25 protein-coding genes and 1 tRNA gene are annotated in these 26,629 nt (G+C 64.2%); 19 read left to right on the top strand and 7 right to left on the bottom strand.

What is annotated here, in order from left to right; translation table 11 throughout:
* Window positions 1-23 precede the first annotated feature (23 nt).
* Window positions 24-287, bottom strand: a complete 264-nt coding sequence (gene rpsT / locus AC1MLZ_RS04600; RefSeq protein WP_031394736.1) for a 30S ribosomal protein S20 — start codon at window positions 285-287, stop codon at window positions 24-26.
* Window positions 288-381: 94 nt separating this feature from the next.
* The gene (mutM, locus tag AC1MLZ_RS04605) at window positions 382-1,197 is read right to left on the bottom strand and encodes a bifunctional DNA-formamidopyrimidine glycosylase/DNA-(apurinic or apyrimidinic site) lyase (RefSeq protein WP_480960664.1); all 816 of its coding nucleotides are present in this window, start codon (window positions 1,195-1,197) and stop codon (window positions 382-384) included.
* Between the two features lie 56 nt (window positions 1,198-1,253).
* On the opposite strand from mutM, the gene AC1MLZ_RS04610 reads away from it, so the two are divergent.
* The 7 genes from AC1MLZ_RS04610 (at window position 1,254) to AC1MLZ_RS04640 (ending at window position 7,750) form a co-directional block, all read left to right on the top strand.
* Window positions 1,254-2,018: a class I SAM-dependent methyltransferase gene (locus AC1MLZ_RS04610; RefSeq protein ID WP_480960665.1), complete on the top strand. Its 765-nt coding sequence runs from the start codon at window positions 1,254-1,256 to the stop codon at window positions 2,016-2,018.
* Window positions 2,019-2,271: 253 nt separating this feature from the next.
* Window positions 2,272-3,807 (top strand): 2-polyprenylphenol 6-hydroxylase, encoded by a 1,536-nt coding sequence (gene ubiB / locus AC1MLZ_RS04615; RefSeq protein ID WP_480960666.1) that lies wholly within the window; start codon window positions 2,272-2,274, stop codon window positions 3,805-3,807.
* A gap of 46 nt (window positions 3,808-3,853) precedes the next feature.
* On the top strand, window positions 3,854-4,933 hold the full coding sequence (locus AC1MLZ_RS04620; RefSeq protein ID WP_480960667.1) for a hypothetical protein: 1,080 nt from the start codon (window positions 3,854-3,856) through the stop codon (window positions 4,931-4,933).
* Window positions 4,934-4,942: 9 nt separating this feature from the next.
* Complete coding sequence (gene coaBC, locus AC1MLZ_RS04625) at window positions 4,943-6,130, top strand: bifunctional phosphopantothenoylcysteine decarboxylase/phosphopantothenate--cysteine ligase CoaBC (RefSeq protein ID WP_480960668.1); 1,188 nt, start codon at window positions 4,943-4,945, stop codon at window positions 6,128-6,130.
* Complete coding sequence (dut, locus tag AC1MLZ_RS04630) at window positions 6,127-6,564, top strand: dUTP diphosphatase (protein ID WP_480960669.1); 438 nt, start codon at window positions 6,127-6,129, stop codon at window positions 6,562-6,564. Before coaBC ends, dut begins: the two co-directional genes overlap by 4 nt.
* Window positions 6,561-6,989 carry a hypothetical protein gene (locus AC1MLZ_RS04635; RefSeq protein WP_480960670.1) on the top strand — a complete coding sequence of 143 codons (429 nt, stop codon included), beginning with the start codon at window positions 6,561-6,563 and terminating at the stop codon, window positions 6,987-6,989. The genes dut and AC1MLZ_RS04635 overlap by 4 nt, the downstream gene beginning before the upstream one ends.
* Complete coding sequence (locus tag AC1MLZ_RS04640) at window positions 6,986-7,750, top strand: HesA/MoeB/ThiF family protein (RefSeq protein ID WP_480960671.1); 765 nt, start codon at window positions 6,986-6,988, stop codon at window positions 7,748-7,750. The genes AC1MLZ_RS04635 and AC1MLZ_RS04640 overlap by 4 nt, the downstream gene beginning before the upstream one ends.
* A 19-nt stretch (window positions 7,751-7,769) precedes the next feature.
* Here AC1MLZ_RS04640 and galU read toward each other — a convergent pair whose 3' ends face one another.
* Window positions 7,770-8,642, bottom strand: a complete 873-nt coding sequence (gene galU, locus AC1MLZ_RS04645) for a UTP--glucose-1-phosphate uridylyltransferase GalU (protein WP_480960672.1) — start codon at window positions 8,640-8,642, stop codon at window positions 7,770-7,772.
* Between the two features lie 147 nt (window positions 8,643-8,789).
* Here galU and wecB point away from each other — a divergent pair, with 147 nt between their 5' ends.
* Both wecB and wecC read left to right on the top strand, forming a co-directional pair.
* A complete protein-coding gene (gene wecB / locus AC1MLZ_RS04650) occupies window positions 8,790-9,923 on the top strand; it encodes a non-hydrolyzing UDP-N-acetylglucosamine 2-epimerase (protein WP_480960673.1) in 1,134 nt (377 codons plus the stop codon).
* The gene (gene wecC, locus AC1MLZ_RS04655) at window positions 9,913-11,184 is read left to right on the top strand and encodes a UDP-N-acetyl-D-mannosamine dehydrogenase (RefSeq protein WP_480960674.1); all 1,272 of its coding nucleotides are present in this window, start codon (window positions 9,913-9,915) and stop codon (window positions 11,182-11,184) included. Before wecB ends, wecC begins: the two co-directional genes overlap by 11 nt.
* Window positions 11,185-11,187: 3 nt before the next feature.
* Here wecC and AC1MLZ_RS04660 read toward each other — a convergent pair whose 3' ends face one another.
* The gene (locus AC1MLZ_RS04660) at window positions 11,188-12,198 is read right to left on the bottom strand and encodes a PDZ domain-containing protein (RefSeq protein WP_480960675.1); all 1,011 of its coding nucleotides are present in this window, start codon (window positions 12,196-12,198) and stop codon (window positions 11,188-11,190) included.
* A 169-nt stretch (window positions 12,199-12,367) separates the two neighbouring features.
* On the opposite strand from AC1MLZ_RS04660, the gene AC1MLZ_RS04665 reads away from it, so the two are divergent.
* Both AC1MLZ_RS04665 and AC1MLZ_RS04670 read left to right on the top strand, forming a co-directional pair.
* Window positions 12,368-13,156 carry a metallophosphoesterase family protein gene (locus tag AC1MLZ_RS04665; RefSeq protein WP_480960676.1) on the top strand — a complete coding sequence of 263 codons (789 nt, stop codon included), beginning with the start codon at window positions 12,368-12,370 and terminating at the stop codon, window positions 13,154-13,156.
* A 191-nt stretch (window positions 13,157-13,347) separates the two neighbouring features.
* The gene (locus AC1MLZ_RS04670; RefSeq protein WP_181321069.1) at window positions 13,348-13,581 is read left to right on the top strand and encodes a hypothetical protein; all 234 of its coding nucleotides are present in this window, start codon (window positions 13,348-13,350) and stop codon (window positions 13,579-13,581) included.
* Between the two features lie 410 nt (window positions 13,582-13,991).
* Here the strand turns inward: AC1MLZ_RS04670 and AC1MLZ_RS04675 are convergent, their stop codons facing one another.
* Window positions 13,992-14,576, bottom strand: a complete 585-nt coding sequence (locus tag AC1MLZ_RS04675) for an FKBP-type peptidyl-prolyl cis-trans isomerase (protein WP_480960677.1) — start codon at window positions 14,574-14,576, stop codon at window positions 13,992-13,994.
* A 132-nt stretch (window positions 14,577-14,708) separates the two neighbouring features.
* Window positions 14,709-14,915 (bottom strand): 30S ribosomal protein S21, encoded by a 207-nt coding sequence (gene rpsU, locus AC1MLZ_RS04680; protein ID WP_055878578.1) that lies wholly within the window; start codon window positions 14,913-14,915, stop codon window positions 14,709-14,711.
* Window positions 14,916-15,088: 173 nt separating this feature from the next.
* On the opposite strand from rpsU, the gene cysS reads away from it, so the two are divergent.
* Window positions 15,089-16,537: a cysteine--tRNA ligase gene (cysS, locus tag AC1MLZ_RS04685; protein WP_480960678.1), complete on the top strand. Its 1,449-nt coding sequence runs from the start codon at window positions 15,089-15,091 to the stop codon at window positions 16,535-16,537.
* 30 nt (window positions 16,538-16,567) lie between these two features.
* On the top strand, window positions 16,568-17,506 hold the full coding sequence (locus AC1MLZ_RS04690) for a D-2-hydroxyacid dehydrogenase (protein WP_480960679.1): 939 nt from the start codon (window positions 16,568-16,570) through the stop codon (window positions 17,504-17,506).
* Here the strand turns inward: AC1MLZ_RS04690 and AC1MLZ_RS04695 are convergent.
* A complete protein-coding gene (locus AC1MLZ_RS04695; protein ID WP_480960680.1) occupies window positions 17,500-17,655 on the bottom strand; it encodes a hypothetical protein in 156 nt (51 codons plus the stop codon). The two genes, AC1MLZ_RS04690 and AC1MLZ_RS04695, sit on opposite strands and share 7 nt — an antisense overlap.
* A gap of 181 nt (window positions 17,656-17,836) precedes the next feature.
* On the opposite strand from AC1MLZ_RS04695, the gene AC1MLZ_RS04700 reads away from it, so the two are divergent.
* From AC1MLZ_RS04700 to AC1MLZ_RS04725, 6 genes are all read left to right on the top strand, one after another.
* Window positions 17,837-19,210 (top strand): class II 3-deoxy-7-phosphoheptulonate synthase, encoded by a 1,374-nt coding sequence (locus AC1MLZ_RS04700; RefSeq protein WP_056486578.1) that lies wholly within the window; start codon window positions 17,837-17,839, stop codon window positions 19,208-19,210.
* Window positions 19,211-19,293: 83 nt separating this feature from the next.
* Window positions 19,294-19,368 (top strand) — tRNA-Glu (locus AC1MLZ_RS04705).
* A 79-nt stretch (window positions 19,369-19,447) separates the two neighbouring features.
* A complete protein-coding gene (locus AC1MLZ_RS04710) occupies window positions 19,448-21,280 on the top strand; it encodes a DUF6538 domain-containing protein (RefSeq protein ID WP_480960681.1) in 1,833 nt (610 codons plus the stop codon).
* Between the two features lie 441 nt (window positions 21,281-21,721).
* Complete coding sequence (locus AC1MLZ_RS04715) at window positions 21,722-23,968, top strand: nSTAND3 domain-containing NTPase (RefSeq protein ID WP_480960682.1); 2,247 nt, start codon at window positions 21,722-21,724, stop codon at window positions 23,966-23,968.
* A 128-nt stretch (window positions 23,969-24,096) separates the two neighbouring features.
* Entirely contained in the window at window positions 24,097-25,791 is a 1,695-nt protein-coding gene (locus AC1MLZ_RS04720; protein ID WP_151989692.1) for an AAA family ATPase, read from the top strand.
* A complete protein-coding gene (locus tag AC1MLZ_RS04725) occupies window positions 25,788-26,621 on the top strand; it encodes an HNH endonuclease (RefSeq protein WP_480960683.1) in 834 nt (277 codons plus the stop codon). The genes AC1MLZ_RS04720 and AC1MLZ_RS04725 overlap by 4 nt, the downstream gene beginning before the upstream one ends.
* Window positions 26,622-26,629 lie beyond the last annotated feature (8 nt).

A 26,629-nucleotide genomic window follows, 5' to 3' on the forward strand; every position in this document is an offset into this window, starting at 1 on the left:
CCGCTCTGGCAGTGATCGGTCGCTTAGGCGAGCCCGGTGACGGCCTTGGTCAGACGCGCGAACTTGCGGCTCGCGGTGTTCTTGTGCAGCACGCCCTTGGCGACGCCGCGCTGAAGCTCAGGCTGTGCCGCGGCCAGTGCGGTGGTCGCTGCGCCCTTGTCGCCCGAAGCCAATGCGGCCTCGACCTTCTTGATGAAGGTACGGATACGGCCGACTCGGTTGCCGTTCACTTCCGCGCGACGGTCGTTGCGACGGATACGCTTTTTCGCCTGCGGCGTGTTCGCCATGAAGCCCTCTGGATGTTCGAATGAATAAAAAGGGGCGCCGGATTGCTCCTACGCCCTCTCGAAGCCGCGGCCCTACCCACTTTGCGTTACACCGTCAACCGCGTTGGCACTTCGGACACCAGAACGTCGAGCGTCCACCCTCGGTACGCCGCCTGACGGTAGCACCGCATTCGCAAGCCTCGCCCTCGCGACCATAGACGCGCCATTGCTTGGAGAAATAGCCGAGTTCGCCGTCCGGCCGGACGTAATCGCGAAGCGACGACCCGCCAGCGAGGATCGCGGCGGTCAGCACCGTCCGAATCGCCTCGACGAGTCGCTCGAGTCGAAACAACGATATCCGGCCCGCCGCGCGTGACGGCGCGATCTTCGCCATGTGCAGCGCCTCGCACACATAGATGTTGCCGAGCCCCGCGACGATTCGCTGGTCGAGCAGCATCGCCTTGATCGACGCCCCCCGCCCTTCGAGCGCCTCCAGCAGATACGCAGCGGTCAGATCGGGTCCGAGCGGCTCCGGTCCCATGCTGAGAAACGGCGGATAATTGGCGATGTCGTCGGTCGCCCACAGATCGAGAAATCCGAATCGCCGCGGATCGTTGAGCGCGACCGTCCGCCCCGCCGCCGTGCCGATCAAAAGGTGATCGTGCGCGAGCAGTTCGCTCGGATCGACTCGCCACCGCCCCGACATGCCGAGATGGAAGACAAGCGTGTCCCCGCGATCGGTATCGATCAGCCCGTATTTCGCGCGCCGCCCGAGCGTCATGACAGTCGCGCCGGTCATTCGCTGGCGCAGGTCGACCGGGATGGCTTTGCGCAGGTCGGCGCGGCGCGGCTCTACCGAGGTCAGGCGCTGGCCCTTCAGCACGGGCTCCAGCCCGCGCACGGTGGTTTCGACTTCTGGTAATTCTGGCACGCTTTGCAGCTAGGTTGCGTTTGCTCGCGCCACAAGGCGCGGCTAGAGCGCAGGATATGAACGACTTGATCGCGCCCGCAGCCACCGTCACGCCCGATACCGTCTCCTTCGGCTACGAAGACATCCCCGCGACCGAGAAGACCGCCCGCGTCGGCGGCGTCTTCTCGAACGTCGCGGGCAAATACGACCTGATGAACGATGCGATGTCGGGCGGCATGCACCGCCTGTGGAAGGACCGCTTCGTCCGCCGCGTAAAGCCGCGCGAGGGCGAGCAGATCCTCGACATGGCCGGCGGCACGGGCGACATCGCCTTCCGCATGGAGCCGTCGGGCGCGTCGATCACGGTGGCGGACATCAACCCTCAGATGCTCGAAGTCGGCATGCAGCGCGCCCAGAAGCGCGGGATCGACGGCCTAGTCTGGACCGAAGCCAACGCCGAGACGCTAACCTTCCCGGACAAGTTCTTCGACGCGTACACGATCGCGTTCGGCATCCGTAACGTCACCGACATTCCCAAAGCATTGCGCGAGGCTCACCGAGTGCTCCGTCGCGGCGGGCGCTTCTACTGCCTCGAATTCTCGACGACGGTGTGGCCTGGGTTCGCCGAGGTGTACGACGCCTATTCGCACAAGATGGTCCCAAAGCTCGGCCAGCTTCTGGCGCAGGACGCCGACAGCTACCGCTATCTGATCGAATCGATCCGCCGCTTCCCCGACATGCCCAAGTTCAAGGCCATGATCGCGGATGCGGGCTTCGTGCAGACCAAGGTCGAGCCTTTGCTGGGCGGACTCGTCGCGATCCACAGCGGGTGGAAGATCTAGTGATCATGCGAAGGCGCGCGAAGATGTGTTCGCGCAGAGGCGCAGAGGCGCGGAGAGTAAGAAGAAGCAAAGGCGCAACGGCCTCCTGCGCGCAGCCGCGCTTTGTTTCTCCTTCGTCAATGATGAAAAGCCGCATCCGCGGCGGGGCGCCACACCTCCGCGCCTCTGCGCCTCTGCGCGAACCAATTCTTACTTCTCTTCGCGCCTTCGCGCCTTCGCGTGAACACGCCTCTTCTCGCAGCGCACACTCTCAGTGACCGCCTCAACCACCCACATCTGGCGACTCCTCAAATGGGGCCGCATCCTCGCTCGCCACGGAGCGCTGCGGGGCATCGAGCGTGACCCGAACACGCCAGCCCCCGTCCGTCGCCTCGCACGGATCGCCCGGTTCGGCGCGCGCGTGCCCGCAGTGCCGCGCTACGCCGATGCGTTCCAGGCGATCGGACCCGCGGCGATCAAGCTCGGCCAGACGCTCGCCACCCGCCCCGATCTCGTCGGGGAGGAGGCCGCTCACGATCTGCTGCGGTTGCAGGACCAGCTCTCGCCCGTCCCCTACGAGACGATCGAAGCGGCGATGCGGGCGAGCTTCGGCAAGCCGCTGGAGACGTTGTTTTCGCGCATCGAGCCCATCCCGGTCGGCGCCGCGTCGATCGCACAGGTCCACCGCGCCGTCACCACCGATGGCCGCCAGGTCGCGGTCAAGGTTCTCCGCCCCGGCGTCGAGGACGATTTCGCCCGCGCGATCGACACGTACAGCTGGGCCGCAGCACAACTCGAGGCGCTCAGCCCCGAGGCGATGCGCCTCCGCCCGCGCCTCACGATCGAGACGTTCAAGCGCTGGACGCTCAGGGAACTCAACTTCCGCCGCGAAGCCGCCTCTGCATCCGAACTCGCCGAGGGCATGACAGCCGAGCCCGATTTCGTCATCCCCGCGATCGACTGGGCGCGCTCGACCAACAAGGTCATGACGATCGAGTGGATCGACGGCATCAAGCTCTCGAACCGACCGGCGTTGGTCGCTGCCGGCTACGACCTCCCAGGCCTCGCCAACACCCTCGTCCGCGCGTTCCTGCGCCAGGCGATCGCCGACGGCTTCTTCCACGCGGACATGCACCAGGGAAACCTGTTCGCGCTCCCCGGCAACCGCATCGCCGCGATCGACTTCGGCATCATGGGCCGGATCGACCGGCGCGCGCGCGTCTGGCTCGCCGAGATCCTCTACGGCCTCATTACCGGCAATTATAAGCGTGTCGCCGAGATCCATTTCGAGGCGGGCTACGTCCCCGCGCACCACGACGTCGCCGAATTCGCCACAGCCTTGCGCGCGGTCGGCGAGCCGATGCGCGGGTTGCCGGTCAAGGACATGTCGATCGGCATGATGCTCGACAGCCTGTTCTCGATCACGCGCGATTTCGACATGGTGACGCAGCCGCACCTGCTGCTGCTCCAGAAGACGATGGTGATGGTCGAGGGCGTCGCGACCAGCCTCAACCCCGACATCAACCTCTGGGAAGCCGCCGAGCCATTCGTCCGCGACTGGATCCGCGGCGAGCTCGGCCCGGAGGCGATGATCGCCGAGCGCCTGATCGCCGATTTCCAGACGCTGACCCGCCTGCCAGAGTTGGTCCGCCGGATTGAAGCGCATTACCCGGCCCCCGGCGGCGCCCCGCCGACGATGCCGCTGCGCGAGATCGAAGTGATCCGGCTCGGCGGCGGCTGGCGCTACGGCCTGGTCGCCGTACTCGCCGCCGCCGCCGGGGTCGTCGGATCCTGGTTCGTCCTGACGTGATCCGCCGGGTCGAGATTCGACGAGAAGAGTGCGGGAAAGTCGGGCGATGCGCCGCGCGCTGACCCCGCGGTGGCTTGCATCGCCATCCCGGTTCGCGGTCGTGTCGCAACCCACGGCACGCGTAGTGCTGGCGTTGCTCGTCCTCGTGCTGCTCGCCACCGTGATTGCGGTCTCGGCTCCCGCAGGGCCGGCCGACACCAGCCTGTATGCCGGGATCGTCGAAGACGTACGGCATGGCGGCAGCTATTATACGGTCGCAGGCGATGCGTTGCGCGCCGGGAAATATCCGCTCGAACCGTTCACGGCGTTTCCCCTGCCGACGCTGGCCGTCGTGGCAGGCTCGTTGCCCGGCCTGGCCGTCACGACGATGCTCTATCTCCTCGCGGCGGCCGTCGCGGTGGCCTGGTATGCGCGACTAAAGCTCGTGCTGAAGACGCGCGCGGCACGGACGCTTGCCGCGGTCCTGCTGTTCGCCGGGCTCGCGCCCCTGTTGCGGACGGAGCTCTCGAATTTACCAGAGACCTGGGCGGGCTTGCTGATAGCCTTGTCGCTCGGCTTACGTCTGCCGGGTAACTGGATCGACGCGGTCGCGTTCGGGCTGGCCGCTGCGCTGATCTGCGATTCGGCCGCGCTCTACATCGTGACGATGGCCGGGTTCGCGGTACGCGATCGTCGACGCAACGAAACGCTAGGCTGGATCGCAGCGCTGGGCCTGCTCATGATCGTGCTCGCCTTCCACGCCCATGCGGTCGCTGCGATCGTTACGCCGCTCGACATCGCCGTGGCCGGCACAGACGCTCCGGCCGGTACCGGCAGCGTCGTATCGGCGTTCGCGTCGGCCACCATGCTGGACTATGTCCCGCTATGGGTGGCCGGGCCGGTCGTCGGTCTTGCGCTGTTCGGATGGACGATTTGGCGCGACGCCATCGCGACGCGTGTTCTCGGCACGATCCTGCTGGCGATGCTTCTGATCGCGCTGCTCGACCGATCGGGCACGTCGCAGAGCGCGGTGCTGGTCTCCCCGTTGCTGCTGACGGGTCTCATCCTGGCGCTTGACGGATTGCGCGACCTGTTCGCCGCGGCGCTCGATACCCGACGCATTACCGTGAAGCGCATTATCCGTTAGGGTAGCGGCATGAAACGCATCCTCCTGATCGTCGGTGGCGGGATCGCCGCCTACAAGGCCGCCGAACTGATCCGCTTACTCAGGACGCGCGGGTACGCGGTGCGCTGCGTGATGACCGAGGCGGCGCATCATTTCGTCACGCCGATGACGCTCGCGGCACTGAGCGAGGACAAGGTCTACACGACGCTCTGGGACCTCAAGGACGAGGCCGAGATGGGTCATATCCAGCTCAGCCGGGAAGCCGATTTGATCGTCGTCGCGCCGGGGACCGCCGACCTGATGGCGCGGATGGTGGCAGGCCTCGCGAACGACCTCGCCACCACGCTACTGCTCGCAACCGATACACCCGTCCTCGTCGCGCCGGCGATGAACGTTCGGATGTGGACCCACGCCGCGACCGTGCGCAACATGGCGCAACTTCGTGCCGATGGCGTGACGGTAATGACGCCCGACGAGGGTATCATGGCGTGCGGTGAGTACGGCCCCGGCCGCCTGCCCGAGCCGCCCGCGATCGTCGCCGCGATCGAAGCGCTGCTCGCCCCTGCCCCGCCGAAGCGCCTGGCCGGCCGCCACGTCCTCGTCACCGCCGGCCCGACACACGAGCAGATCGACCCGGTCCGCTACATCGCCAACCGTTCGTCGGGCAAACAGGGCTTCGCGATCGCCGCAGCGCTGGCACGGCTCGGCGCGCGCGTGACGCTGGTTGCCGGCCCCGTGACGCTGCCGACGCCGCATGGCGTCGACCGGATCGACGTCGAGACCGCGCGAGAGATGGCGGACGCGGTTGATCGTGCGCTGCCTGTCGACGCCGCCGTCATGGTCGCCGCGGTGGCGGACTGGCACGTCGAGTCCTCCCAGCAGAAGATCAAGAAGGGCAATGCGACCCCAACCCTGACCCTCACGGAAAACCCCGATATCCTAGCGGCTTTGGCGCGCAGTCCGCACCGCCCACGCCTGCTGATCGGGTTCGCCGCCGAGACCGAACGCGTGATCGAGCACGCCGTCGCAAAACGCGTTCGCAAGACCGCGGACTGGATCGTCGCCAACGACGTATCGGGCGACGTGATGGGCGGCACGGACAACAGTGTCCACCTCGTCACCGAAGCCGGCGTCGAAAGCTGGGAACGCCTTCCCAAGGACGCAGTCGCCGCCCGACTGGCGGACCGCATCGCCGATGCGCTAGAAGCCGCGTCATGATCCGTATCGAACTGAACCGCCTGCCGCACGGCGAGGGCCTGCCCCTGCCCGCCTATGCGACCGAGGGTGCCGCCGGGATGGACGTCGTCTCCGCCGAAGCGCTGACGCTTGCCCCAGGCGAACGCGCCGCCGTCGCGACCGGCTTCGCAATCGCCATTCCCACCGGCTACGAGGTCCAGGTCCGCCCACGCTCGGGCCTCGCGCTGAAGCACGGCGTCACCTGCCTCAACACCCCCGGCACGATCGACAGCGATTATCGCGGCGAAGTGAAGGTCATACTCGCCAACCTCGGCCAAGACCCCTTCGACATCGCGCGGGGCGACCGCATCGCGCAGCTCGTCCCCGCGGTCGTCCTGCGCGCGACGCTCGCCGAAGTCGCGACGCTGGACGAGACGTCGCGCGGAGCCGGCGGGTTCGGATCGACTGGCCGATGATCGCCGCACTTCTCCTCCTGGTTCAGGCCGTTGCGCCGATCGCCCCGCCGACGATCCTCGTGCCGTCGAGCGTGACGACCGCCGGAATGCCGCCGCAGGACTGGACCGCGCTGCCCGTCCTGCGCATCCGCAAGCAGGCCAGCACGCTCGCGAACACGTCGGCCTATGTGCATGGCGAAGTGATGGCCGGGCGGTGCGTCAAGGCGATCCGCACGATGCAGGGCTGGAGCCTGACGCTCGACCTTGCGGTATTGATAACCCCCGATGGCCGCGTCCGCCGCGTCACGCCGCGCGCGATCGACTGCCCGACGGTCGAGCAATATGCCGCCGGCGTGATCCTCGGCGCGCGCGATTCGATCGACGTGGTCGATGCGGATACCGACACCTGGTATCGAACCAGCCTGACGTTCGCCTGGGGCGCATGATCCTCTCCGACGACGAACTCACCCGGTATGCACGCCATATCGTCCTCAAGGAATTCGGCGGTAGCGGCCAGGCGCGGCTGAAAGCGGCGAGTGTCGCGATCGTCGGCGCCGGCGGTATCGGCTCGCCCGCGATCCAATATCTGGGGGCAGCGGGCGTCGGACGGCTGATCCTGATCGACGACGATTCGGTCGAGCCGTCGAACCTTCAGCGCCAGACGATCTTCACGACCGCGGATACCGGCATCGCCAAGGTCGAGGCGGCGGCAGCGGCGGTACGGCGGATCAACCCGCACGTCGCGGTCGACACGCACCGCGTTCGGATCGACGTCTCGAACGTGGCGGGCCTGCTCGCTGGCGCCGATGTCGTCCTCGACGGCTGCGACAATTTCGCGACGCGGTTCTGCGTCGCGGACGCCGCATATGCCGCGAAGATCCCGCTCGTCTCGGCCGCCGTCGGTCAGTTCGAAGGACAACTCGCCACGTATCGCGGCTGGGAAGCAGACAAGCCGTGTTATCGCTGCTTCGTCGGCGAGGACCCCGAACGCGCCGAGACGAGTTGCGCGGGAGACGGCGTGCTGGGGCCGGTCACGGGCGTTCTCGGCAGTCTCGCCGCGCTGGAAGTCCTCCGCGCGATCGCGCCGTTCGGCGACGATCCTGCGGGGAAATTGCTGCTGGTAGATCTGCTCGCGCTACGCTTCCGCTCGATCCGCCTGCCAAAGGATCCAGGGTGCCGCGCCTGCGGTACTGCAAGCGCGGCGTAATCCTGGAACTCCGGCGGCTTTAGCCCGCCAGCAGGCCCTTCGCAAAGTCACGTACGGCCGGCCCGATATCGTCGCGTGCCAGAGCGAGCGCGAAGTTCGCCTGGATATACCCGGCCTTGTCGCCGCAATCATAGCGCTGGCCGTCGAAGGTAAAGCCGTGGAAAGGCTGGTTGCCGATCAGCTGCGCCATCGCGTCGGTCAGCTGGATCTCGCCACCCGCACCCTTTTCCTGGTTTTCGAGAATCCGCATCACGTCGGGCTGGAGGATATAGCGGCCGGGAATCATCAGGTTCGACGGCGCAGTACCCTGCTTGGGCTTCTCGACGAGCGCGACCACTTCGGTCAGCCGGCCATCAATCGCGCCTGGCGAGATGATGCCGTATTTATCGGTCTCCGCGTCGGTCACTTCGAGCGCGCCGATCACGTTGCCGCCGACCTGGTTATACGCCTCGACCATCTGCTTCATGAAGCCGGGCTTGCCGACCATCAGCTCGTCGGGCAGCAGCACCGCGAACGGTTCGTCGCCGACGATCTCGCGCGCGCACCACACCGCATGGCCGAGGCCGAGCGGCTCCTGCTGACGAACATACACCGGCGAGCCCGGCTTCATGCGGATGTGGCTGATCGCGTCCAGCGACTTGCCCCGCGCGCGCATCGTGTCTTCGAGCTCGTACGAGATATCGAAATGATCCTCGAGCGCACCCTTGCCGCGTCCGGTTACGAAGATGATCTGCTCGATCCCCGCCTCGAGCGCTTCCTCGACCGCATATTGGATCAGGGGCTTGTCGACGACGGTCAGCATTTCCTTCGGCATCGCCTTGGTGGCGGGCAGGAAGCGTGTGCCGAGGCCAGCGACCGGAAACACGGCCTTGCGCAGTGGCTTTATGGTCATTCGGAGCTCCCAGTGTTGTCTTCGAGGTCGTTGGTTGCACTGCACCATTTACCGGTCGTTACGGGTCCGTGCAAATCGGGCTGCCCGATCGACGAAACGTCGCAGCCGGTTAGCGCCTCATTAAACGCGCTGGGCTACAGAGGTTCCATGTCAAAAATCCTCGTCATATTCGGCACGCGTCCCGAAGCGATCAAACTCTTCCCCGTCATCCGAGCCTTGGCCGGAACGCCGGGCCTAGCAGTGCGCACCTGCGTCACGGCACAACATCGCGGGTTGCTCGATCAGGTGCTGGCGATCGCCGATCTCGCGCCGGACATCGATCTCGACATCATGGAGCCCGGCCAGACGCTCGACAGGCTCACCGCGCGGCTGCTGGTCGGGCTGGGCGAAGTGATGGATGCGGAACGACCGGATCTCGTCGTCGTGCAGGGCGACACCGCGACCGCGATGACCGGCGCGCTCGCCGCCTATTATCGCAAGGTGCCGGTCGCGCATGTCGAGGCGGGACTTCGGTCGGGCGATATCTACCACCCCTGGCCCGAGGAAGTGAACCGCCGCATCGTCGCGCCGATCGCCACGCTGCACTTCGCCCCGACTGAAACCGCGGCGAATGCGCTGCTTCGCGAGACGATCGCGGCGGACACGGTCCACGTCACCGGCAACACCGTCATCGACGCGCTGCACTGGACCGCCGACCGGGTCGCGGCCGATCCTTCGCTGGCGGCCGGACTTGACGCGCTCGCCGCGCGATTTGCGGGCAAGCGCATCGTGCTCGTTACCACGCATCGACGCGAGAATTTCGGTGACGGCATGGCCGCCATCGCGCGCGCGATCGGACGGATCGCCGAGCGCGAGGACGTCGCGGTGCTGTTCCCGGTCCATCCCAATCCGAACGTCGTATCGGTGATGGACAATATCCTCGGTGCCCGCGAGAACGTCGCGCGGATCGCACCGCTCGACTATCCGCATTTCGTCCGCGCACTCGGGATGGCGGAGATCGTGCTGACCGACTCGGGCGGCGTACAGGAGGAAGCGCCCGCGCTCGGCAAGCCCGTCCTGGTCATGCGCGAGACGACCGAGCGCCCGGAAGGCATCGCCGCCGGTACCGCGAAACTGATCGGCACCGACGAAGACCGCATCGTTTCCGAAATCTTCACGCTGCTCGACGACAGAACGGCCTATGCGGCGATGGCGCGCGCGCACAACCCGTTCGGGGATGGCCATGCCGCCGCCAGGATCGCCGAAATCATCGCCAAGGGATTCGCCCAGCATGCTGTCTGATACCGAACTCTCCGTCGTCGTCATGGGCCTCGGCTATATCGGCTTGCCGACCGCTGCGATCATCGCGCGGACTGGCGCGCGCGTGCTCGGCGTCGACGTCACCGAATCGGTCGTCGAAACGGTCAATTCGGGCCGCGTGCACATTGAGGAAGTCGACCTCGACGGTCTCGTCTCGGGCGTGGTTGCGCGCGGTACGCTGCGTGCATCGACGACGATCGAATCCGCCGACGTGTTCGTGATCGCCGTGCCGACTCCCTTCGACGACGATCACGCGCCCGACATCGGCTATGTCCTGCAAGCCGCGACGACGATCGCCACGGTGCTCAAGGCCGGCGACACGATCATCCTCGAATCGACCTCGCCGGTCGGCACTACCGAACAGGTGCGCGACGTCCTGGCCAAGCTCCGCCCCGATATCCGGGTTCCCGGTCGTGCGGGCGAGCAGGCCGACATCGCCATCGCCTATTGCCCCGAACGCGTGTTGCCCGGCCGTATCCTGGTCGAACTGATCGACAATGACCGCGTGATCGGTGGCATCACGCCGCGGTGCGCGCGCAAGGCGCTCACCTTCTACCGGCGGTTCGTCCGCGGCGCCTGCGTCACTACGACGGCGCGGGCAGCGGAAATGACCAAGCTTACAGAGAACGCGTTCCGCGACGTCAATATCGCGTTTGCCAACGAATTGTCGCTGATCGCCGACACGATGGGCGTCGACGTGTGGGAGGTGATCCGCCTTGCCAACCGTCATCCGCGCGTCAACATCCTCCAGCCCGGCCCGGGCGTCGGCGGCCACTGCATCGCGGTCGATCCGTGGTTCTTGGTCCACGCCGCGCCCGATCAGACCCCGCTGATCCGCACCGCGCGCGAAGTGAACGACGGCAAGACCGATCACGTCATCGCGCAGGTCGCCGCGCTGGTCGAGGCGATGCCGGATGCGCCGGTCGCCTGCCTCGGCCTCGCGTTCAAGGCGAACATCGACGATTTCCGCGAAAGCCCGGCGCTGAAGGTCGCGCACGCAGTGGCGCAAGCGTTCGGCGACCGCGTGCGGATCGTCGAGCCCTATGCGAAGACCCTGCCCGCGGCGTTCGCCGGCACCGGCGCGACGCTGATCGACGTCGACACCGCGATCGAGACCTGCCCGATCATGGTCGTGCTGGTCGATCACGACGTCTTCAAGTCGATCCCGCTGGAGGAACGCGCCGACAAGACGGTGCTCGATACGCGCGGCATCTGGCCGGACCAGCCCCGGCCCATTTTCTAAAGTTCAGCGAAGCGGCACGTTCCGAGTCGCCAGGACGGGAGGAATGATCGGCCGCGTCGGCGTCGCCGCGATATCCCGCGCCGCGGCTTCGAGCGCTTCGGCACGCGCCTTCGACGAGGCATGCGTACGGCTGCGGAACAGCCCGCCGTCGACGTCGCCCCCCTTCTCGCGCCAGAATTTCGGCGCGGACATCGGATCATAGCCCGCGTTGGCGAGAAGGTAGATGCCGAGCAGATCGGCCTGATCCTCGGTCTCGCGGATCAGCCGGCCATTGCGCCCGAACTCCGCCAGCATACCCCGGTTGATCTTCACCGCATCGAGGCGCGCACGGTGGCGCAGAATGTTGTGCGACAGTTCGTGCGAGACGATCACCGCAATTTCAGCATCGCTATAGCCTTCGAAAAACCGCTCGCCGATCTGTACGACCGATCCGTCCGCGCTGGCATCCAAGCCACTGCCGAGAAGGATCTCGAAACGCGATCGACACCCAGCCACGGGCTTGAGTGCCACGGGAACGCGCTGGCCGTCCCGCAACAGCGTCATCCGCAACGGCTGCGCAACCGGAGCGCCGGCGATCGCCGCTTCAGCCGCATCTCTTGCCCGCGCATTCTCCGGCGCGTCCGTACCCGGCAGAGCGGGCTGCGCCTTTCCGTCAATCTCCACGATCGAATCGTTCGCGCGAACCCCGGCGCGATCCGCAGGCGCACCGGCGACGACCGCTTCGACGCCGATCGTCGCGCCAAATCGGAACGTCGTTGCGGCAACCTTGCGCGCAGCCGGTGCATATTGCGTGAGCGCGTGGATCGGCATCCCAACCTGCGGCTGGAGTTGGTCGCAGAGCGCGGCATTCGCCGTCGTCAGGCGGTAGGCGATCGTCGCAAGCCGCAGATCGGCTGCGCGTAACGCTTCGAAGAACGCTGGCTGCGGGGCGCTATCAGCAGCTACTGCATCCGCAGGCGACGTCGCTGCGAGCATCAGGAGCGGCAGCAGGCGCAGGATCATGGGCATCGACATAGCCACCCCTTAGCCATCGCGGACGGCTGCGTCATGCCGTATGACGGTGTGCGAAGTGCGATCCGTCGTGCGCAGAATGTGGGATGCGTTGCGACGGGTTGCGTTACGCCTTATGCGACCACACGTCCGATCAGCCCCCGTACATGTTTCCCTCCCCATCGATAGCAGCATGATTTCAAAGCTTTTCAAGTCCCGTAGCGTGGCCAAGGCGAACCTCCCGACTATCCCCGCCGGTCGACGCGTCTACGCAGTCGGCGATATCCATGGCTGCGCCGACCTACTCGACCAGTTGATCGGCCTGATCGAAGCCGATGAGATTGCGCGGGGGCCGGCGGAGACGACGCTTATCTTCCTCGGCGACATCGTCGACCGGGGGCCTGGATCCGCCGCCGTGATCGATCGCCTGCGCGGCCTTGCCACGTCACGATCCGACGTCCGCTTCCTGCTGGGCAATCACGAGGAGATATTCCTCGGCGCGCTCGACGGCGAACCCAAGGCGCTTCGCCTGTTCTGTCGCATCGGCGGACGTGAAACCATCCTGAGCTACGGCATGGATGCCGCCGAATATGACCAGCTCGATTACGAGGCATTCTCCCGTCGCATCGACGAACTCGTACCCGACGAGCATCAGGAATTCCTGAGAGCGTTCGAGGACATGATCGTGATCGGCGATTACGCCTTCGTCCATGCCGGCGTGCGCCCCGATACGCCGCTCGACCTGCAGCGAGCCTCGGACCTGCGCTGGATTCGCGACCCGTTCCTCGATCATCGGTCCGCGCTTGAGAAGATCATCGTCCACGGACACACGGTCACCGACGAGATCGAGCGACGCAGTCATCGGATCGGTATCGATACCGGCGCGTATTCGTCGGGTCGGCTGACGGCACTCGGACTCGAAGGTGCCGAGACATGGACGCTCCAGACCGCCCCCGCTGCTGACATCACGAAGGCACGCTAACCGCCGCGAATATCGCGCAACGTACAAACTGGCGCTTTTCCGTCCATTGTAGATCGCTATAGTGAGCGAGCGGTAGTGTGTGTTGCACTGCCGCAACAGTGCGAAACACTTCGCGCTGTTTTCTAGCCCTCGGTTGCCTTGGTAGTGGTTTCATGCCAATGCCGGGCTGACGAGCACAAAGGGAGTTCATCATGCGTCTTGGGAAATATCTCCTGACCGCAGCAGCAGCCACGATGGCAGTTGCTCCGGCCATGGCAGCACCGGCTAGCCTGTCGGTTGCTAAGTCGGTTCGTTCGGGTTCGGTTTCGGGCAAGAAGAACGAGCTCGCTGGCGGCGGCATCATCGTTGCGGTTCTCGCAGCTGCTGCAGTTGTCGCAGGCATCGTTATCGTTGCAGACAACGACGACGATTCGGACAGCAACTAAGTCTTACGACTTTAGTTCGAGAAATAGCGGTCTTCGGGCCGCTATTTTTTTGTCTGGCGTTCAGAGGTGGCTCGGGCAGGCACGGTGCGACGATGGCTTAACCCGACGTTGAACGCTCATTTCCAACATCTCCGAGCAAGCGCCGACGCTTCTGCTACAAACCTCCAGCCACCCCCCAAAACGCCGCCATCCTGACGAACGTCAGGATCCAGAGTAACAGACCGCCGCGCTCGCAGGACCTCCATCACGATGACGGGAGGCGCGCATCACGACCGTGACGTCGATCCACGCTGGTCCGCCCCTCGCACACACCCCGAACGCAAAAACGCGCCCGACGGCGAACCGTGGGCGCGTTCTACACATCTCAAGCGGAATATACGCGCAGCCATACCGGCCCGCGTTCGCCTACCTCAAGGCTGCGGCTGACCCGGAGCACCGCCTGGCGTGCCACCCGGAGCACCACCCGGTGCGCCGCGGCCCATCTGAGCCTGCGCCTGCATCTGCTGAACGACGCTCTGCGGCAGGAAGTCGAGCAGTTCGACGTCGAACACCAGCGTCGAGTTCGCGGGAATCGGCCCGGTCGCCTTGTCGCCATAGCCGAGCGCCGGCTTCATCCAGAACCGATACTTCGAACCCTTCGGCATCAGCTTCAATGCCTCGGAGAACCCTGGAACGACGCCGGTCACGGGCATCGGCGTCGGCTGCTGCGACTTGTCGAAGGTCGTGCCGTTGAGCAGCTTGCCCTCGTAGTTCACCAGCGCCACGTCTGCATCGGTAGGCTTCGCTGCGCCGGGCTTGCCGGGCGCGATCACCTTATACTGCAGGCCGGACGCCGTCACGACGACACCCTTTGCACGAGCATTGCGCGCCAGGGGATCGTCGCCCTGACGCGCCAATGCGACCGCGGCGATCAGCGCCAGTGCGATCCCGACCCAGAGATAGATAAGGTAGCTGCGCTTTGTAGGCTGCAGCGGCACTGCGGTGACGGTCGACATCGGATCAGGCCCCGGTCATCTGGTCACGCCGGAGCGCCGCGCGTGCCGTTGGAAAGCAAACGGGGGTGCCGATCACGACACCCCTCGGAAAATACCGACCCGCCCGTTCATCGGGCTGAGGTCGGCCAGTTCTTATCGGGCGCCGTCGCGCTCGGCGCGCTTGCGGTCGAGCTTGCGCGAGCGACGGATCGCCGCTGCACGCTCGCGTGCACGCTTCTCCGAAGGCTTCTCGTAATGCCGGCGCAACTTCATCTCGCGATACACGCCTTCGCGCTGCAGCTTCTTCTTGAGCGCGCGAAGGGCCTGGTCGACGTTATTGTCGCGTACGATGATCTGCATAAACCCGTTAAGCTCCGGTCGAATAGATTTTTGCCGTCGCGAATAGGTCCGCGCCGCATGAACCGGGGGCCCTATCAGGGGAGGGCGTGCGTTTCAAGGCTGACGTTGCCACGCGTCAAGCCGGCACGCCGAGTATCTTTGCGAGACCGCTCCGGCGTCGCTAAGAGCGGCGCATGACCCGCACTCCCCTTACGCTATACAACAGCCTCACGCGACAGCTCGATACGTTCAAGCCGATCGATCCGACCGATGTCGGCATCTATTCCTGCGGACCGACGGTCTACAACTACGCGCATATCGGCAATCTGCGCGCGTACGTCTTCACCGACACGCTCAGTCGCGTACTGACGTGGAAGGGCTATCCGCTCACCCACATCATCAACATCACCGATGTCGGGCACCTCACCTCTGATGCGGACGTCGGCGATGACAAGATGGAGGCCGCCGCGCGCGCCAGCGGCCAAGATATCTGGGCGATCGCGCGGCACTATACCGATGCGTTCAAGCGCAACTTGGACGACCTCAACATCCGCCCCCCGAGCAAATTCCCGCTTGCTACCGATCACATCGACGGCATGATCGCGTTCGGCAAGGCGATCGCGGACAAGCATTGCTACCAGCTCGCGGACGGGCTGTATTTCGACACCTCCACCGTTCCCGACTATGGTCGCCTTGCCCGATCACAGGATGATGCGGGTGAGAGCCGTATCGATCCGGTCGAGGGCAAGCGCCATCCGCAGGACTTCGCGATCTGGCGCACGTCCGCGCCCGGCGAGAACCGCCAGATGGAATGGGATTCACCCTGGGGCCGCGGCGCGCCGGGCTGGCATCTCGAATGCTCGGTGATGAGCAAGCAATATCTGGGCGAGCATTTCGACATCCACACCGGCGGGATCGATCACCGGGAAATCCATCACCCCAACGAGATCGCGCAGAACCAAGCGCATTGCGACTGCGCGGATACCGGTGCGAACATCTGGATGCACAATAACTTCCTGGTCGAGCGCTCGGGCAAGATGTCGAAATCGGGCGGTGAGTTCACCACGCTCCAGACGCTGGTCGACCGCGGCTTCCACCCGCTGGCCTACCGCCTCATGTGCCTCCAGGCGCAGTATCGTAGCGAGTTGGAATTCTCATGGGAGAATCTGGCGGCTGCGCAGACGCGGTTGAAACGCCTCGCGATGACCGTCGAAACGCTGCGTTCGCGCCAGCCGGGCGGCCCCTCGGGTAGCGCATCCCCCTATCGCGAACGGTTGGATGCGGCGATCTCGGACGATCTGGGCACGCCGCGCGCGCTTCCGATCCTCGATGAACTCCTGGCGGACAAGCGCGTCGCACCAGCGGACCGCATTGCAGCACTCACGGATTTCGATGCCGTGCTCGGGCTCGATCTTGCGACGATCCGTCGGGAAGACCTGCGCGTCAGGCCCCTCTCCGCAACGATCGACGACGCGACGATCGCCGAACACCTTGCCGCTCGACGCGACGCACGGGCCGAGAAGGATTTCGAGCGATCCGACACGATTCGCGACGAACTGGCGGCCGCCGGCGTCGAGGTGATGGATGGCGATTCGCTCGGATGGGACTGGAAGATCCCGGTCGAGGCGACTGGCACGCCTTGACTTGGTGGGCGGCCGGACGATGTTCCTTGGATGAAAGCCGTCCTCCCCGCCGCCGCCCGCCCTCTCCTCGAACCGCATCTGCCTGCGGACCTGGAAGCCGTCTGGTTCACCAAGCCGGACGAGGCCAACGCGATGATCGCCGATGCGGACATCGCCTGGGTCGACATGCAGCCGACCGAGTTGGTGGCCGACGCGATCCGCAAGGCCGGACCTAAACTCAAATGGGTCTCAACGATCTATGCCGGGCTCGATGCGTTTCCGCTGACGACGCTGCGCGACAATGACGTCACGCTGACCAATGGCGCCGGTATCAACGCCGTCGCAGTCGCCGAATATGCGGTAATGGGCGTGCTGGTCGCTGCCAAGCGCTTCGACACCGTCGTACGCGCGCAGGATCGCCACGAATGGCTGAAGGATGCGCCGGGGAAGGTCGAGCTGGCGGGCACCAAGGCGCTCGTCATCGGCTACGGCACGATCGGCCGGATGATCGGTGACCGGCTGGCCGCTTTCGGCGTCGACGTCACCGGCGTCACGCGCAGCGGCCGCGAAGGCACGATCACACCCGACGCCTGGCGCGACCGGCTCGGCGATTTCGACTGGGTCATCCTCGCCGCGCCCTCGACCGGCGCCACCCACGCGATGATCGGCCGCAACGAACTCGCCGCGATGAAGCCGTCGGCGTGGCTCATCAACATCGCCCGCGGCGACATGATCGACGACGACGCGCTGATCGCCGCGCTGACCGACGGCAGCATCGCCGGCGCGGTCCTCGATCCGACCAACCCGGAGCCGCTTCCTGCCGAGCATCCGCTATGGTCGGCGCCCAACGCCATCGTCACGATGCATCTCTCGGGCCGCAGCCAGACCACGATGTTCAAGCGGGGGGCGGCGCTGTTCCTCGAAAACCTCGGGGCCTTCCTCGCAGGCACGCCGATGAAGAACGTCGCGGACCTCGAAGCAGGCTATTGACCGTTGGCAGCCCGCGAACTGCGATTGTAGCTCTTGATGCCGCGGCGACGCAGCTTGTCGGCGCGGCGACGGCGCGCGACGATGATCAGGACTGGTACGGCAATCGCCATTCCGCCGGCAATGATCGAAAACGCGATGATGATACGCATGGGCATGTCCATCCGTTGCCCATGCCAAATGGACAGTGACGACGCCATAAATTTTTTTGGACGGAAATGACCGGGCCTGCCTGCCAATACTGATCGCAGCGCCTTCAAGCTTTACTTCGTTGCGCGAAAAGGCGTTTTCGCGCATTGCCATCATCACAATTCACCAATCGGACGACATGATATGGCCGCGAACTGGGCCCCCGACAGCTGGACACGTCACGAAGCACGACAGCTCCCCACCTATCCCGACGCCGCAGCGCTGACCGCCGCGACCGACCAGCTCGCGACCTTCCCGCCGCTCGTCTTCGCCGGTGAAGCCCGCAACCTGACAGCGTCGCTCGCCGAAGTCGCGGCCGGCAAGGCGTTCCTGCTCCAGGGTGGCGACTGCGCCGAGAGCTTTGCCGAGCATAGCGCGAACAACATCCGCGACACGTTCCGCGTCATCCTCCAGATGGCCGTCGTGCTAACCTTCGCGTCCAAGCTTCCGGTGGTGAAGCTCGGCCGCATGGCGGGTCAGTTCGCCAAGCCGCGCTCGACCGATACCGAGACGATCGGCGGCGTCGAGCTGCCCTCGTACCGCGGCGACAACGTCAACGACATCGCCTTCACCGCGGAATCGCGCGCGCCGGACCCGCAGCGCATGATCCGCGCCTATTCGCAGTCGGCGGCGACGCTCAACCTGCTCCGCGCATTCGCCCAAGGCGGGTATGCGAACCTGCATCAGGTCCACCGTTGGACGCACGACTTCATGGGCCGCAGCCCGTGGTCGAAGAAATATGCCGAGACCGCGGACCGGATCGGCGAGGCGCTCGAGTTCATGGCGGCGTGCGGGATCGATCCCGAGACCGTGCCGCAGCTGGCGCAGACGCATTTCTACACCAGCCACGAGGCGCTGCTGCTCCAGTATGAGCAGGCGCTGACCCGGCAGGATTCGCTGACCGGCGACTGGTACGACACCAGCGCGCATTTCCTGTGGATCGGCGATCGCACGCGGTTCGAGGGCTCCAGCCACGTCGAATACCTCCGCGGCATCGGCAACCCGATCGGTATCAAATGCGGGCCTAGCCTGGAGCCCGACGCCTTGTTGCGGATGCTGGATACGCTCAATCCCGGTCGCGTACCCGGCCGGATGACGCTGATCACGCGCTATGGCTATGACAAGATCGAGGCGAACCTGCCCCGCCTCGTCCGCGCCGTCACGCGCGAAGGCCATCCGGTGGTCTGGAGCTGCGACCCGATGCACGGCAACGTCGTCAAGGCCGCCAACGGCTACAAGACACGTCCGTTCGACCGCATCCTGGCCGAAGTCCGCGGCTTCTTCGCGGTCCACCGCGCGGAAGGCACGCACGCCGGCGGTATTCATGCCGAGATGACCGGCCAGAACGTGACGGAGTGCACCGGCGGCGCGGTCGACGTGACCGAGCAATCGCTCGCCGATCGCTACCACACGCACTGCGACCCGCGCCTCAACGCCAGCCAGAGCCTCGAACTCGCCTTCCTCCTCGCCGAGATGCTCAACGAGGAAATGGCCGAGCGCAAGAAGGTCGCCGCCTGATAAAATGCGCGGGCGTCTTGGGAATGTGCGGCAACCGTCTTGACGGCTGCCGCCCCATTCCGTAGACGCCCGCATCTGCTAACGGCCCCTTCGTCTAGCGGTTAGGACGACGCCCTCTCACGGCGTAAGCACGAGTTCGATTCTCGTAGGGGTCACCATTCTCGAGTAAAGCTCGGAAATGCGCGGATTTACGTCTCTTTTACCCGTCATGTGTACAGAACATGGGTACAGAAGAACGTGAAGAAGACCAGCATGGCGTCCCCTTTCGCCGATCCCCGGACCGGTCAACTCTACTTCAGACGGGCGGTCCCGGAAGCACTTCGCCCGGCCTTCGAGGGCAAGGCCGTCGTCAAGGTTTCGCTAAGGACCAAGGACCCCGCCGAGGCCAAGATCGGCTTCGCGCGCGAAAACGCCGAATTCGAAACGAAGCTTGCCGAAGCTCGTCGCCGGTTCGCGGAAGGAACGTTGGTTCCGACACCCGGGGCGCTGGTACGACGTTGGTGCGAGGCCCCCGCGACGGGCACGGGTCTCTCCGGTCAGCAGCGCCTCGTGGTGACCTTCATGGAACTCGATGCCGCGGCCGGCTCTCGAAAATCGATAGGCGTCGACGATCCTTTTCCACCGGCGATCATGGGGCCGCCGTCCAATACCGATTGGAATCTGGTTTGCGCAGACAAGGTGCGCTTCGAAAGGATGGTGGCCGACTCCTATGAAGGCGACGTCGAGCAGACCGGAACGAACTGGATCAGACTGCGGTGGCATCACGACGAATCACTCTGGCGTCCATGCCTTACCGGTCCGGCGATACGGCTGAAGGCATTCGACCCGGGTGCTGCTCACTTTTCCGAAGACGAGATCGTCAAGGCGCTGATGGACGTCATCGACGAGAAGCGCAGCGGCGACGAGGAGGTGAACCGGAGACGCCTCAGCCGTCACCGGCCTCGCGTCCCAAATTCGAGGCGGCGTCCGAACCTACGTCTCAAGACCCTGTTCCACGAATGGAAGGCCGGAAACGAACCGCGTCCCCAGACGGCCGGCGAATACGAGGCGGCGGTAGACGATTTCATCGACTTCGCCGGGGATCCAACCATATCGATGATCGATGCCGACATGCTGTACGACTACCGCGACGAGGCCGCGAAGCTGCCCGCTTCGATGCCCAGGGCGGATCGCGCCCTGCCCTTCACGGCCCGGGTGTTCAAGCACAAGGACGCCAACCCGAAATGCGCACCTCCTACGCTCAAGAAGCGGGTGGGCGCGCTGCAGGCGCTGCTTACCTATGCGTTCCAACAGCGCTGGACCCCCGCGAATTTCGGGAGCGGCATCAAGATCGTCGGATACAGCAAGAAAAGGCGTACACGACGTAGCTTTGAGGATCACGAACTCGCGACGCTGTGTGCGAGCCCGCTCTTCGTCAACCCGACGGAATGGAACACCGAGTCGCGTATCAGCGACGTCACGATCTTCTGGATCTTTCTACTCTCCATCACCACGGGTGCTCGCCTAGAAGAGGTCGGACAGGTCGCGCTCGCAGACGTCCGCCGTGACGGCGACATCGTCTATCTGGACATCGACGAATACGCCGATGACCCGAACGCCGAGGACAAGAGCGTCAAGACCGACGATTCGATCAGGCTCGTCCCGGTTCACGATAAGCTCCTTGAACTGGGGTTCCGCGAGTATCTGGATGCACTCAACGCGCAAGGCCACACCCAGCTGTTCCCCGACCTGAAGGAGAACAGTGTGGGCAAGCGCACGAAGGAGGCCAGCCAGAAGATGAACCGCATCATCGATCGGCACGTGTCAAACGACCGACGCTTGGTCTTCCACTCCCTGCGGCATGCGTTCAAGGCGAAGGGCAACGACGCTCGCCTCACCGATCGAACCCTGGATCAGATCTGCGGTCACGCGCCCGTGAGCACGGGCAGTCGCTACGGTTCCGAGCCAAGGATACGGACTATCCACCGAGAACTCCATGAGATCGACTTCTCATGCATCGACTGGGCCCGCATCACCGCCGGCATGGGAAAACTGAACTGGAGGAAGCTGCTGGCGAACCGAAATGCCTAGTGCGGTATCGTAGCTGCCAGAGAATGCCGTTCAATGCAGGACGACTATCGTCGCGTGTCTGAACAAAAGCGGCTTGCTCTTTCTTCAGTCCGTCTAGGTTCAATCAAGCCACCTTGGGATCGCCGCCGGATCAGAATTCGGCGCGCCTCGAGAGGGCAGCGGGCATTTCCACGTGCGGCGGCTTTCGTCGGCTTCGGGCGTACATGTTTGTGATCGGCCCGATCGACCGAAAGCCGGTTTCGACACGCCAAACGGTCTGCCGACGGCGATCACGGGGCAGCCGTATCCTTGGAGAATGCACGCGTGACGAACCGGCGGAGCAACCTTGTTCTGGTCACCGGCGAGACGGGCGCTCAAGGTTACGCATTTTCCCGAGCACCGCCGGAGGCGGGGCTCCCCCACCTTATTGGCGCCAAACCGGCTTCATAGGCTGGTCTTGGCGTGGCAACGGCCGCAGAAGGCTGCCAGATGGCCTACGACCTTACGACATTGGGATGGAAAGCATTCCAGGACCTTGCAAGCGCGGTAGCGGCCGAAGTGCTGCGACGCCCCGTTCAAACGTTCCTTGGATCGCGAGATGGCGGCCGAGATGCCGCGTTCCTGGGAACTTGGGACGGCGGAACGAACGGCACGCTGAAATCCACGATTCAAGTGAAGTACATCGGAGGTGCAGGCGCGCGACTGACACTCAGCAAGCTCAGCGGCGAGCTCGATAAGGTCGAGGCGCTGGTAACGGATGGTCTGGCGGAAGACTACGTAGTCATCACCAACGCCGGCGTGACGGGCGTGTCGGAGGCAGCCATCTGCAAGGCGTTCGAGGCCAAGGGCGTCAAGACCTGCCGCGTGTATCACGGCGACTGGATCATCGAGCAGATCAAGGCGAGTGCCCAACTGCGCATGCTCGTGCCGCGCGTCTACGGAATCGGAGATCTGTCTCACATCGTGACAGCCCACGCGCAAGAGCAGGCAAAGGCAATCCTCGCCGAGATGGGCGACGATCTAGCATGCTTCGTGCCGACATCCTCCTACCACGCAGCGGTCAAGGCGCTGGACGACTACCGGTTCCTGATCCTTCTCGGCGACCCCGCTTCGGGCAAGTCGACGATAGCCGCCCTGCTCGCTCTGGGATCCCTCGACCAAGGTTGTGCCGGTGCGGTACGAATAAGCAGCCCAGAACAACTGCACCTATGGCAACCCACGGAGCGGCAGGTGCTCTGGGTCGACGATGCGTTCGGCGCGAACCAGTTCGACGTTGCGCGGATCAATCGCTGGAACACCGAATTCCCCACTTTGCGAGCGGCAATCGCGAACGGCACCCGCATCGTCTTCACATCCCGCAACTACATTTGGTCCGCCGTCCGTCCATTCCTCCGGACTCGCGACTTCCCGCTGCTGTCGGAAAGCCAGGTGGTCATCGACGTTCACAAGCTCACGTCGACCGAACGCGCGCAAATTCTCTACAATCACGTTCGAAGAAAGCAGCCAAGGTCGATGCGGATCCGCCTCAAGCCGCATCTTTCCTACGTAGCCGAGAGTGTTCGATTTCTGCCCGAAACTGCAAGGCGGCTAGGCGATCCGTTCTTCACTTCGAAAATCCCCATCACGCGCGATCGGCTGGTTCAACTCGTCGAGCACCCCGTGGAGTTCCTGATCGAAGTGCTCGAAGGGCTCGACGGAGCCAGCCGCGCAGCCATCGCATTGATATTTCTGCACCCCGAAGGCGGCGTCCCGTCCCCGATCCGGAGCAGCTACGCTCTAGACATCGTCGTCCGGCTTACGGGCACACCACCTGCCGATATCTCAGCCGCGCTCGTAACGCTCGAGGACAGTCTCACGCGGCGCGTGAATGATGACGATGGCATCCGATGGGTGTTCCGCCATCCCACGATCACCGATGCTTTCGCGACGATCGTCGGCCATTCACCCGAGCTCGTGGAACTCTACGTGGGTGGAGCACGCGTCGAACGTCTGGTGCGAGAGGTCGTCTGCGCACCGAAGGACATCGCCGGTGCCCATATCAGAGTACCGACCACCCTCTATCCCGCGGTGCGCCTACGACTTGCCGATCTCGAGTTGGATGAAACGCTAAGGTCATTCCTTGGCGAACGTTGTGACGAAACGTTCATCCGCGCCTTCGTCGAGGAGCGCCCGGAAGTTCTCGAATGGGTCATGACCGTGACGGTGTCCTCCCTTTCCTCAGGAGCCGAGATGCTGGTCGCGGCTCTGCATAGGTCGGGATTGCTACCGGAGGAACGACGAAGGGCAATCGTCGCGCGATTGACCGAGAACGCGATTGACGACGGTGAAACCTCCATATTCGAAAACCGGCGGCTTCGCCCGTTGTTCACGGCGGATGAAGTGATCTCTCTCGAAGCCGGCTACGAGCAGGAGTGGCTACACGACCTGACCGAAACCTTCGATACATTCCGAGGTCGGTTCTCATCCACCGACGAGCACGGCTTGTACACGGAGTTCAAGGAGAACATCGAGCGAGCCGAGCGTCACTTCGGCAATATCGAACGCGCGTCGGGTTTCCAGAGATTATTGGAGCAGATCGAGGACCACCTGAATAGTCTGCCCAATGAGGAGGAGGACTATCCCACGCTATCGAGTCTCCCTTCAAGGCAAGGCGAAGACATGCGCGCGAGCGGTCCGCTGGACGTGTTCCTCGACATAGACGAGGGATAGGTTGGCTGCTGTTTCCATCGCCGGAACTGGTGTGCCGGACATACTTCTGCGAAATCCGATCGGCTACGTAACGAGCCGACGGACGTGACCGTTGCCGCAAGACCACGACAGGGATAGCAGCTCCGTTTATGCTGATCCCCGTCGATGCTCAGATCACGATCGTACTCGCGGTCGACCACTCCGCCGCAATTCGGACAACGCCGTCGCGGCCCCTGGTCATCGTCGCGGCGGACCGTGGCAAGTGGAACGACTTCAGCAAGAACTTCCATGCGGACGTCTATGTCCTGAAGGACGAAGGTGAACCGCACCGTCTTCAAGCATTCCTGGTCTTCGCCGATGCCGAGCGATCCAGGGGGCGGATCGAGGAGCTGCTTGGAGAACGGCCCACCCTCGCCCTCAACGACATTCCGGACATCTTCTGCACCATCATGATGGATGACGGGTCGTACCGAGACATCGTCACGCAGCTGGGACTCGCCAGTGCGACCGCCGCGCTTCGCGGCATGCACGACGTAGTTCTCGCCAATGCGGAGAAGCGGGACGAACCATTTCTCCTTCTGACGCGCACCCAGGACTTCCACGAAGCCGCCCTACGCCAAGAGCGAACCTGGGTCGCTCTACGTCGAGGAGGACGCCACTTGCGGATGGAGCCGTTGCCGATCCTCGAAGACGCGGCGCAGACCTTCACGATGACCGCCAATCTGCCCGGCCTGCCCACAGCCTATGAACTGACGATAGCCTTCGAGAACAATCCGCTACTACGCGGCCGTATGGCGGTTCTTCTGGGCAGCAACGGCAGCGGCAAGACCCGGTTGCTTCGCTCTCTGGTCGATGGGTTACTCGCGGCCGCGCCCTGGCCCGAGCTGCGAGGCGACGGACCGGCGGCGACTTTCGATCCGCCGCCCAGGTTCAGCAAGCTGGTGGTCCTGTCATCCGTGGCGACGGACCAATTTCCTCGCGCCATTCCGCCGTGGGCGGGACTGGATTACCGCTACCACTCGATGACGGGTCGGCGGGACGAGCCAGACGACGACCTCACGCTCGCCCTCTTGGACTGCCTCCGCGAGGATCTCACGGACGGTGCTTTTGCCGACGGTGGTAGAATGGACCTGTTGCGGGAGATGATCGAACCCTTGGGAGTCCGTGCTCATCTCCATGTCGAACTGCGTCCGGTCGATCCCCCGGACAACCTAGGTGGCAGCGTCGTAGGTCACGGCGGAAAGCTCTACGCGAAAATCTTCGGGAGAATGCCCGAGCGAAACCGTCTTCGGATGATCTCCCGGGTCGTGACCCAAGCATCTCCGATGGTGATCACCAATGGCGAACATCGTCCGCTCAGCAGCGGAGAGCTTGCGCTACTGCGCTTTGCGGCACAGTCGACGGCAGCCGTGGAGAGAGCGACATTGTTTCTATTCGACGAACCGGAGACCCATCTTCATCCGAATTTCGTTTCGCGATTCATGGCGATGCTCGGACGACTTCTCGATCTCACCGGTTCCGCGGCCATCATCGCCACCCACTCAGCCTACGTCGTTCGCGAAGTACCAAGCCGAAGCGTCAAAGTACTCGTCGTCGACGATGGCGGTGCGCTCGCACTCGAGCCCCGCATGCAGACGTTCGGAGCGAGCATCGACGCGATATCGCAATTCGTCTTCGGCGACACCGAACCCGACCATTTGTATCTTCGCACGCTACGCGAATGGGTCGATCAACAGCCTGCGGGGCTGACGGTGGAGCGATTGGTAGAAGAATATTCCGGACTCCTGAACCCAGAAACGCTGTCCTATCTGGCGAGGCTGATCCGTTCGAGAAACGAAATATGAAGCGTCTCCCTTTGCCACCGCAGGCAGGCGATGCGAACTTCGCAGGCCTCTGGGCCGATGCGGAGTGGCTGCCTCACCGGGACGCTTGGGCAAACGCGAACGCCATCTACCGAGAGAATGGAGGCAATCCGTGGCATGTCGCTGCGGCTTCTTTCGATGAAGGTGCCGGCACGGCGCTTCGAAATCTGTGGAAAAGCCGAAAGAATGGACAAGCGGTCCGGGCGATACGCGGGGCGAAGCTGAGCTGTTGCCCCTTGTGCGGCTCACAAACCACGGGATCCGTAGATCACTACCTACCCAGACAGCATTTCCCCGAATTCTCGATCCTGTTCGAAAATCTCGTGCCGGCATGCGTTCATTGCAATTCCTCATCGAAAGGCGACACTTTTCGAGGGGCCGAGTCGCCATCGCGGTTCATTCACCCGTATTATGACGACTGGGCTGACCGGGCCCTGTGGCGGACCATACCCCAGCCGCCGTTCGAGGCGGCGACCTTCCACTGTGTGCCCGAGCAGGATTTGCCTGACGATTTGCAAGCAATCGTCGCCTTTCACCTTGATCACGTGCTCGGCGAGCAGTGGCGACTCTTCAACGAACGCTTCTGGGGGGACCTGTCCCGTCTTTTGATCGGCCCGACGGGCCCTGTGGACCCGATCGGCTCGGACGAGGTCAAGGCAAAGATCGATGTCCGAAGCTGGGAATCAGATCTCTTCAACGGTTGCAACAGTTGGCAGTCGGCGCTGCTACGCGGCATCAGGGGGTCGGACGAAGCGGTTGAACACCTGATGTCACGCATCGGCGCGGACATAGCTGTCCGACTAATCTACTAATACCGGTG

The sequence above is a fragment of the Sphingomonas sp. PEI4 genome (assembly GCF_056679955.1).

Bases quoted from the DNA above. Each gene is read 5' to 3' on its own strand.
- AC1MLZ_RS04635 (WP_480960670.1), top strand. From the start codon at position 6,561: ATGATCGCCGCACTTCTCCTCCTGGTTCAGGCCGTTGCGCCGATCGCC.
- AC1MLZ_RS04720 (WP_151989692.1), top strand. From the start codon at position 24,097: ATGCTGATCCCCGTCGATGCTCAGATCACGATCGTACTCGCGGTCGAC.
- wecB (WP_480960673.1), top strand. From the start codon at position 8,790: ATGTCAAAAATCCTCGTCATATTCGGCACGCGTCCCGAAGCGATCAAA.
- AC1MLZ_RS04670 (WP_181321069.1), top strand. From the start codon at position 13,348: ATGCGTCTTGGGAAATATCTCCTGACCGCAGCAGCAGCCACGATGGCA.
- AC1MLZ_RS04620 (WP_480960667.1), top strand. From the start codon at position 3,854: ATGCGCCGCGCGCTGACCCCGCGGTGGCTTGCATCGCCATCCCGGTTC.
- wecC (WP_480960674.1), top strand. From the start codon at position 9,913: ATGCTGTCTGATACCGAACTCTCCGTCGTCGTCATGGGCCTCGGCTAT.
- AC1MLZ_RS04700 (WP_056486578.1), top strand. From the start codon at position 17,837: ATGGCCGCGAACTGGGCCCCCGACAGCTGGACACGTCACGAAGCACGA.
- AC1MLZ_RS04660 (WP_480960675.1), bottom strand. From the start codon at position 12,198: ATGTCGATGCCCATGATCCTGCGCCTGCTGCCGCTCCTGATGCTCGCA.
- dut (WP_480960669.1), top strand. From the start codon at position 6,127: ATGATCCGTATCGAACTGAACCGCCTGCCGCACGGCGAGGGCCTGCCC.
- cysS (WP_480960678.1), top strand. From the start codon at position 15,089: ATGACCCGCACTCCCCTTACGCTATACAACAGCCTCACGCGACAGCTC.
- AC1MLZ_RS04695 (WP_480960680.1), bottom strand. From the start codon at position 17,655: ATGCGTATCATCATCGCGTTTTCGATCATTGCCGGCGGAATGGCGATT.
- coaBC (WP_480960668.1), top strand. From the start codon at position 4,943: ATGAAACGCATCCTCCTGATCGTCGGTGGCGGGATCGCCGCCTACAAG.
- AC1MLZ_RS04640 (WP_480960671.1), top strand. From the start codon at position 6,986: ATGATCCTCTCCGACGACGAACTCACCCGGTATGCACGCCATATCGTC.
- AC1MLZ_RS04690 (WP_480960679.1), top strand. From the start codon at position 16,568: ATGAAAGCCGTCCTCCCCGCCGCCGCCCGCCCTCTCCTCGAACCGCAT.
- AC1MLZ_RS04725 (WP_480960683.1), top strand. From the start codon at position 25,788: ATGAAGCGTCTCCCTTTGCCACCGCAGGCAGGCGATGCGAACTTCGCA.
- galU (WP_480960672.1), bottom strand. From the start codon at position 8,642: ATGACCATAAAGCCACTGCGCAAGGCCGTGTTTCCGGTCGCTGGCCTC.
- rpsT (WP_031394736.1), bottom strand. From the start codon at position 287: ATGGCGAACACGCCGCAGGCGAAAAAGCGTATCCGTCGCAACGACCGT.
- AC1MLZ_RS04675 (WP_480960677.1), bottom strand. From the start codon at position 14,576: ATGTCGACCGTCACCGCAGTGCCGCTGCAGCCTACAAAGCGCAGCTAC.
- AC1MLZ_RS04610 (WP_480960665.1), top strand. From the start codon at position 1,254: ATGAACGACTTGATCGCGCCCGCAGCCACCGTCACGCCCGATACCGTC.
- rpsU (WP_055878578.1), bottom strand. From the start codon at position 14,915: ATGCAGATCATCGTACGCGACAATAACGTCGACCAGGCCCTTCGCGCG.
- AC1MLZ_RS04665 (WP_480960676.1), top strand. From the start codon at position 12,368: ATGATTTCAAAGCTTTTCAAGTCCCGTAGCGTGGCCAAGGCGAACCTC.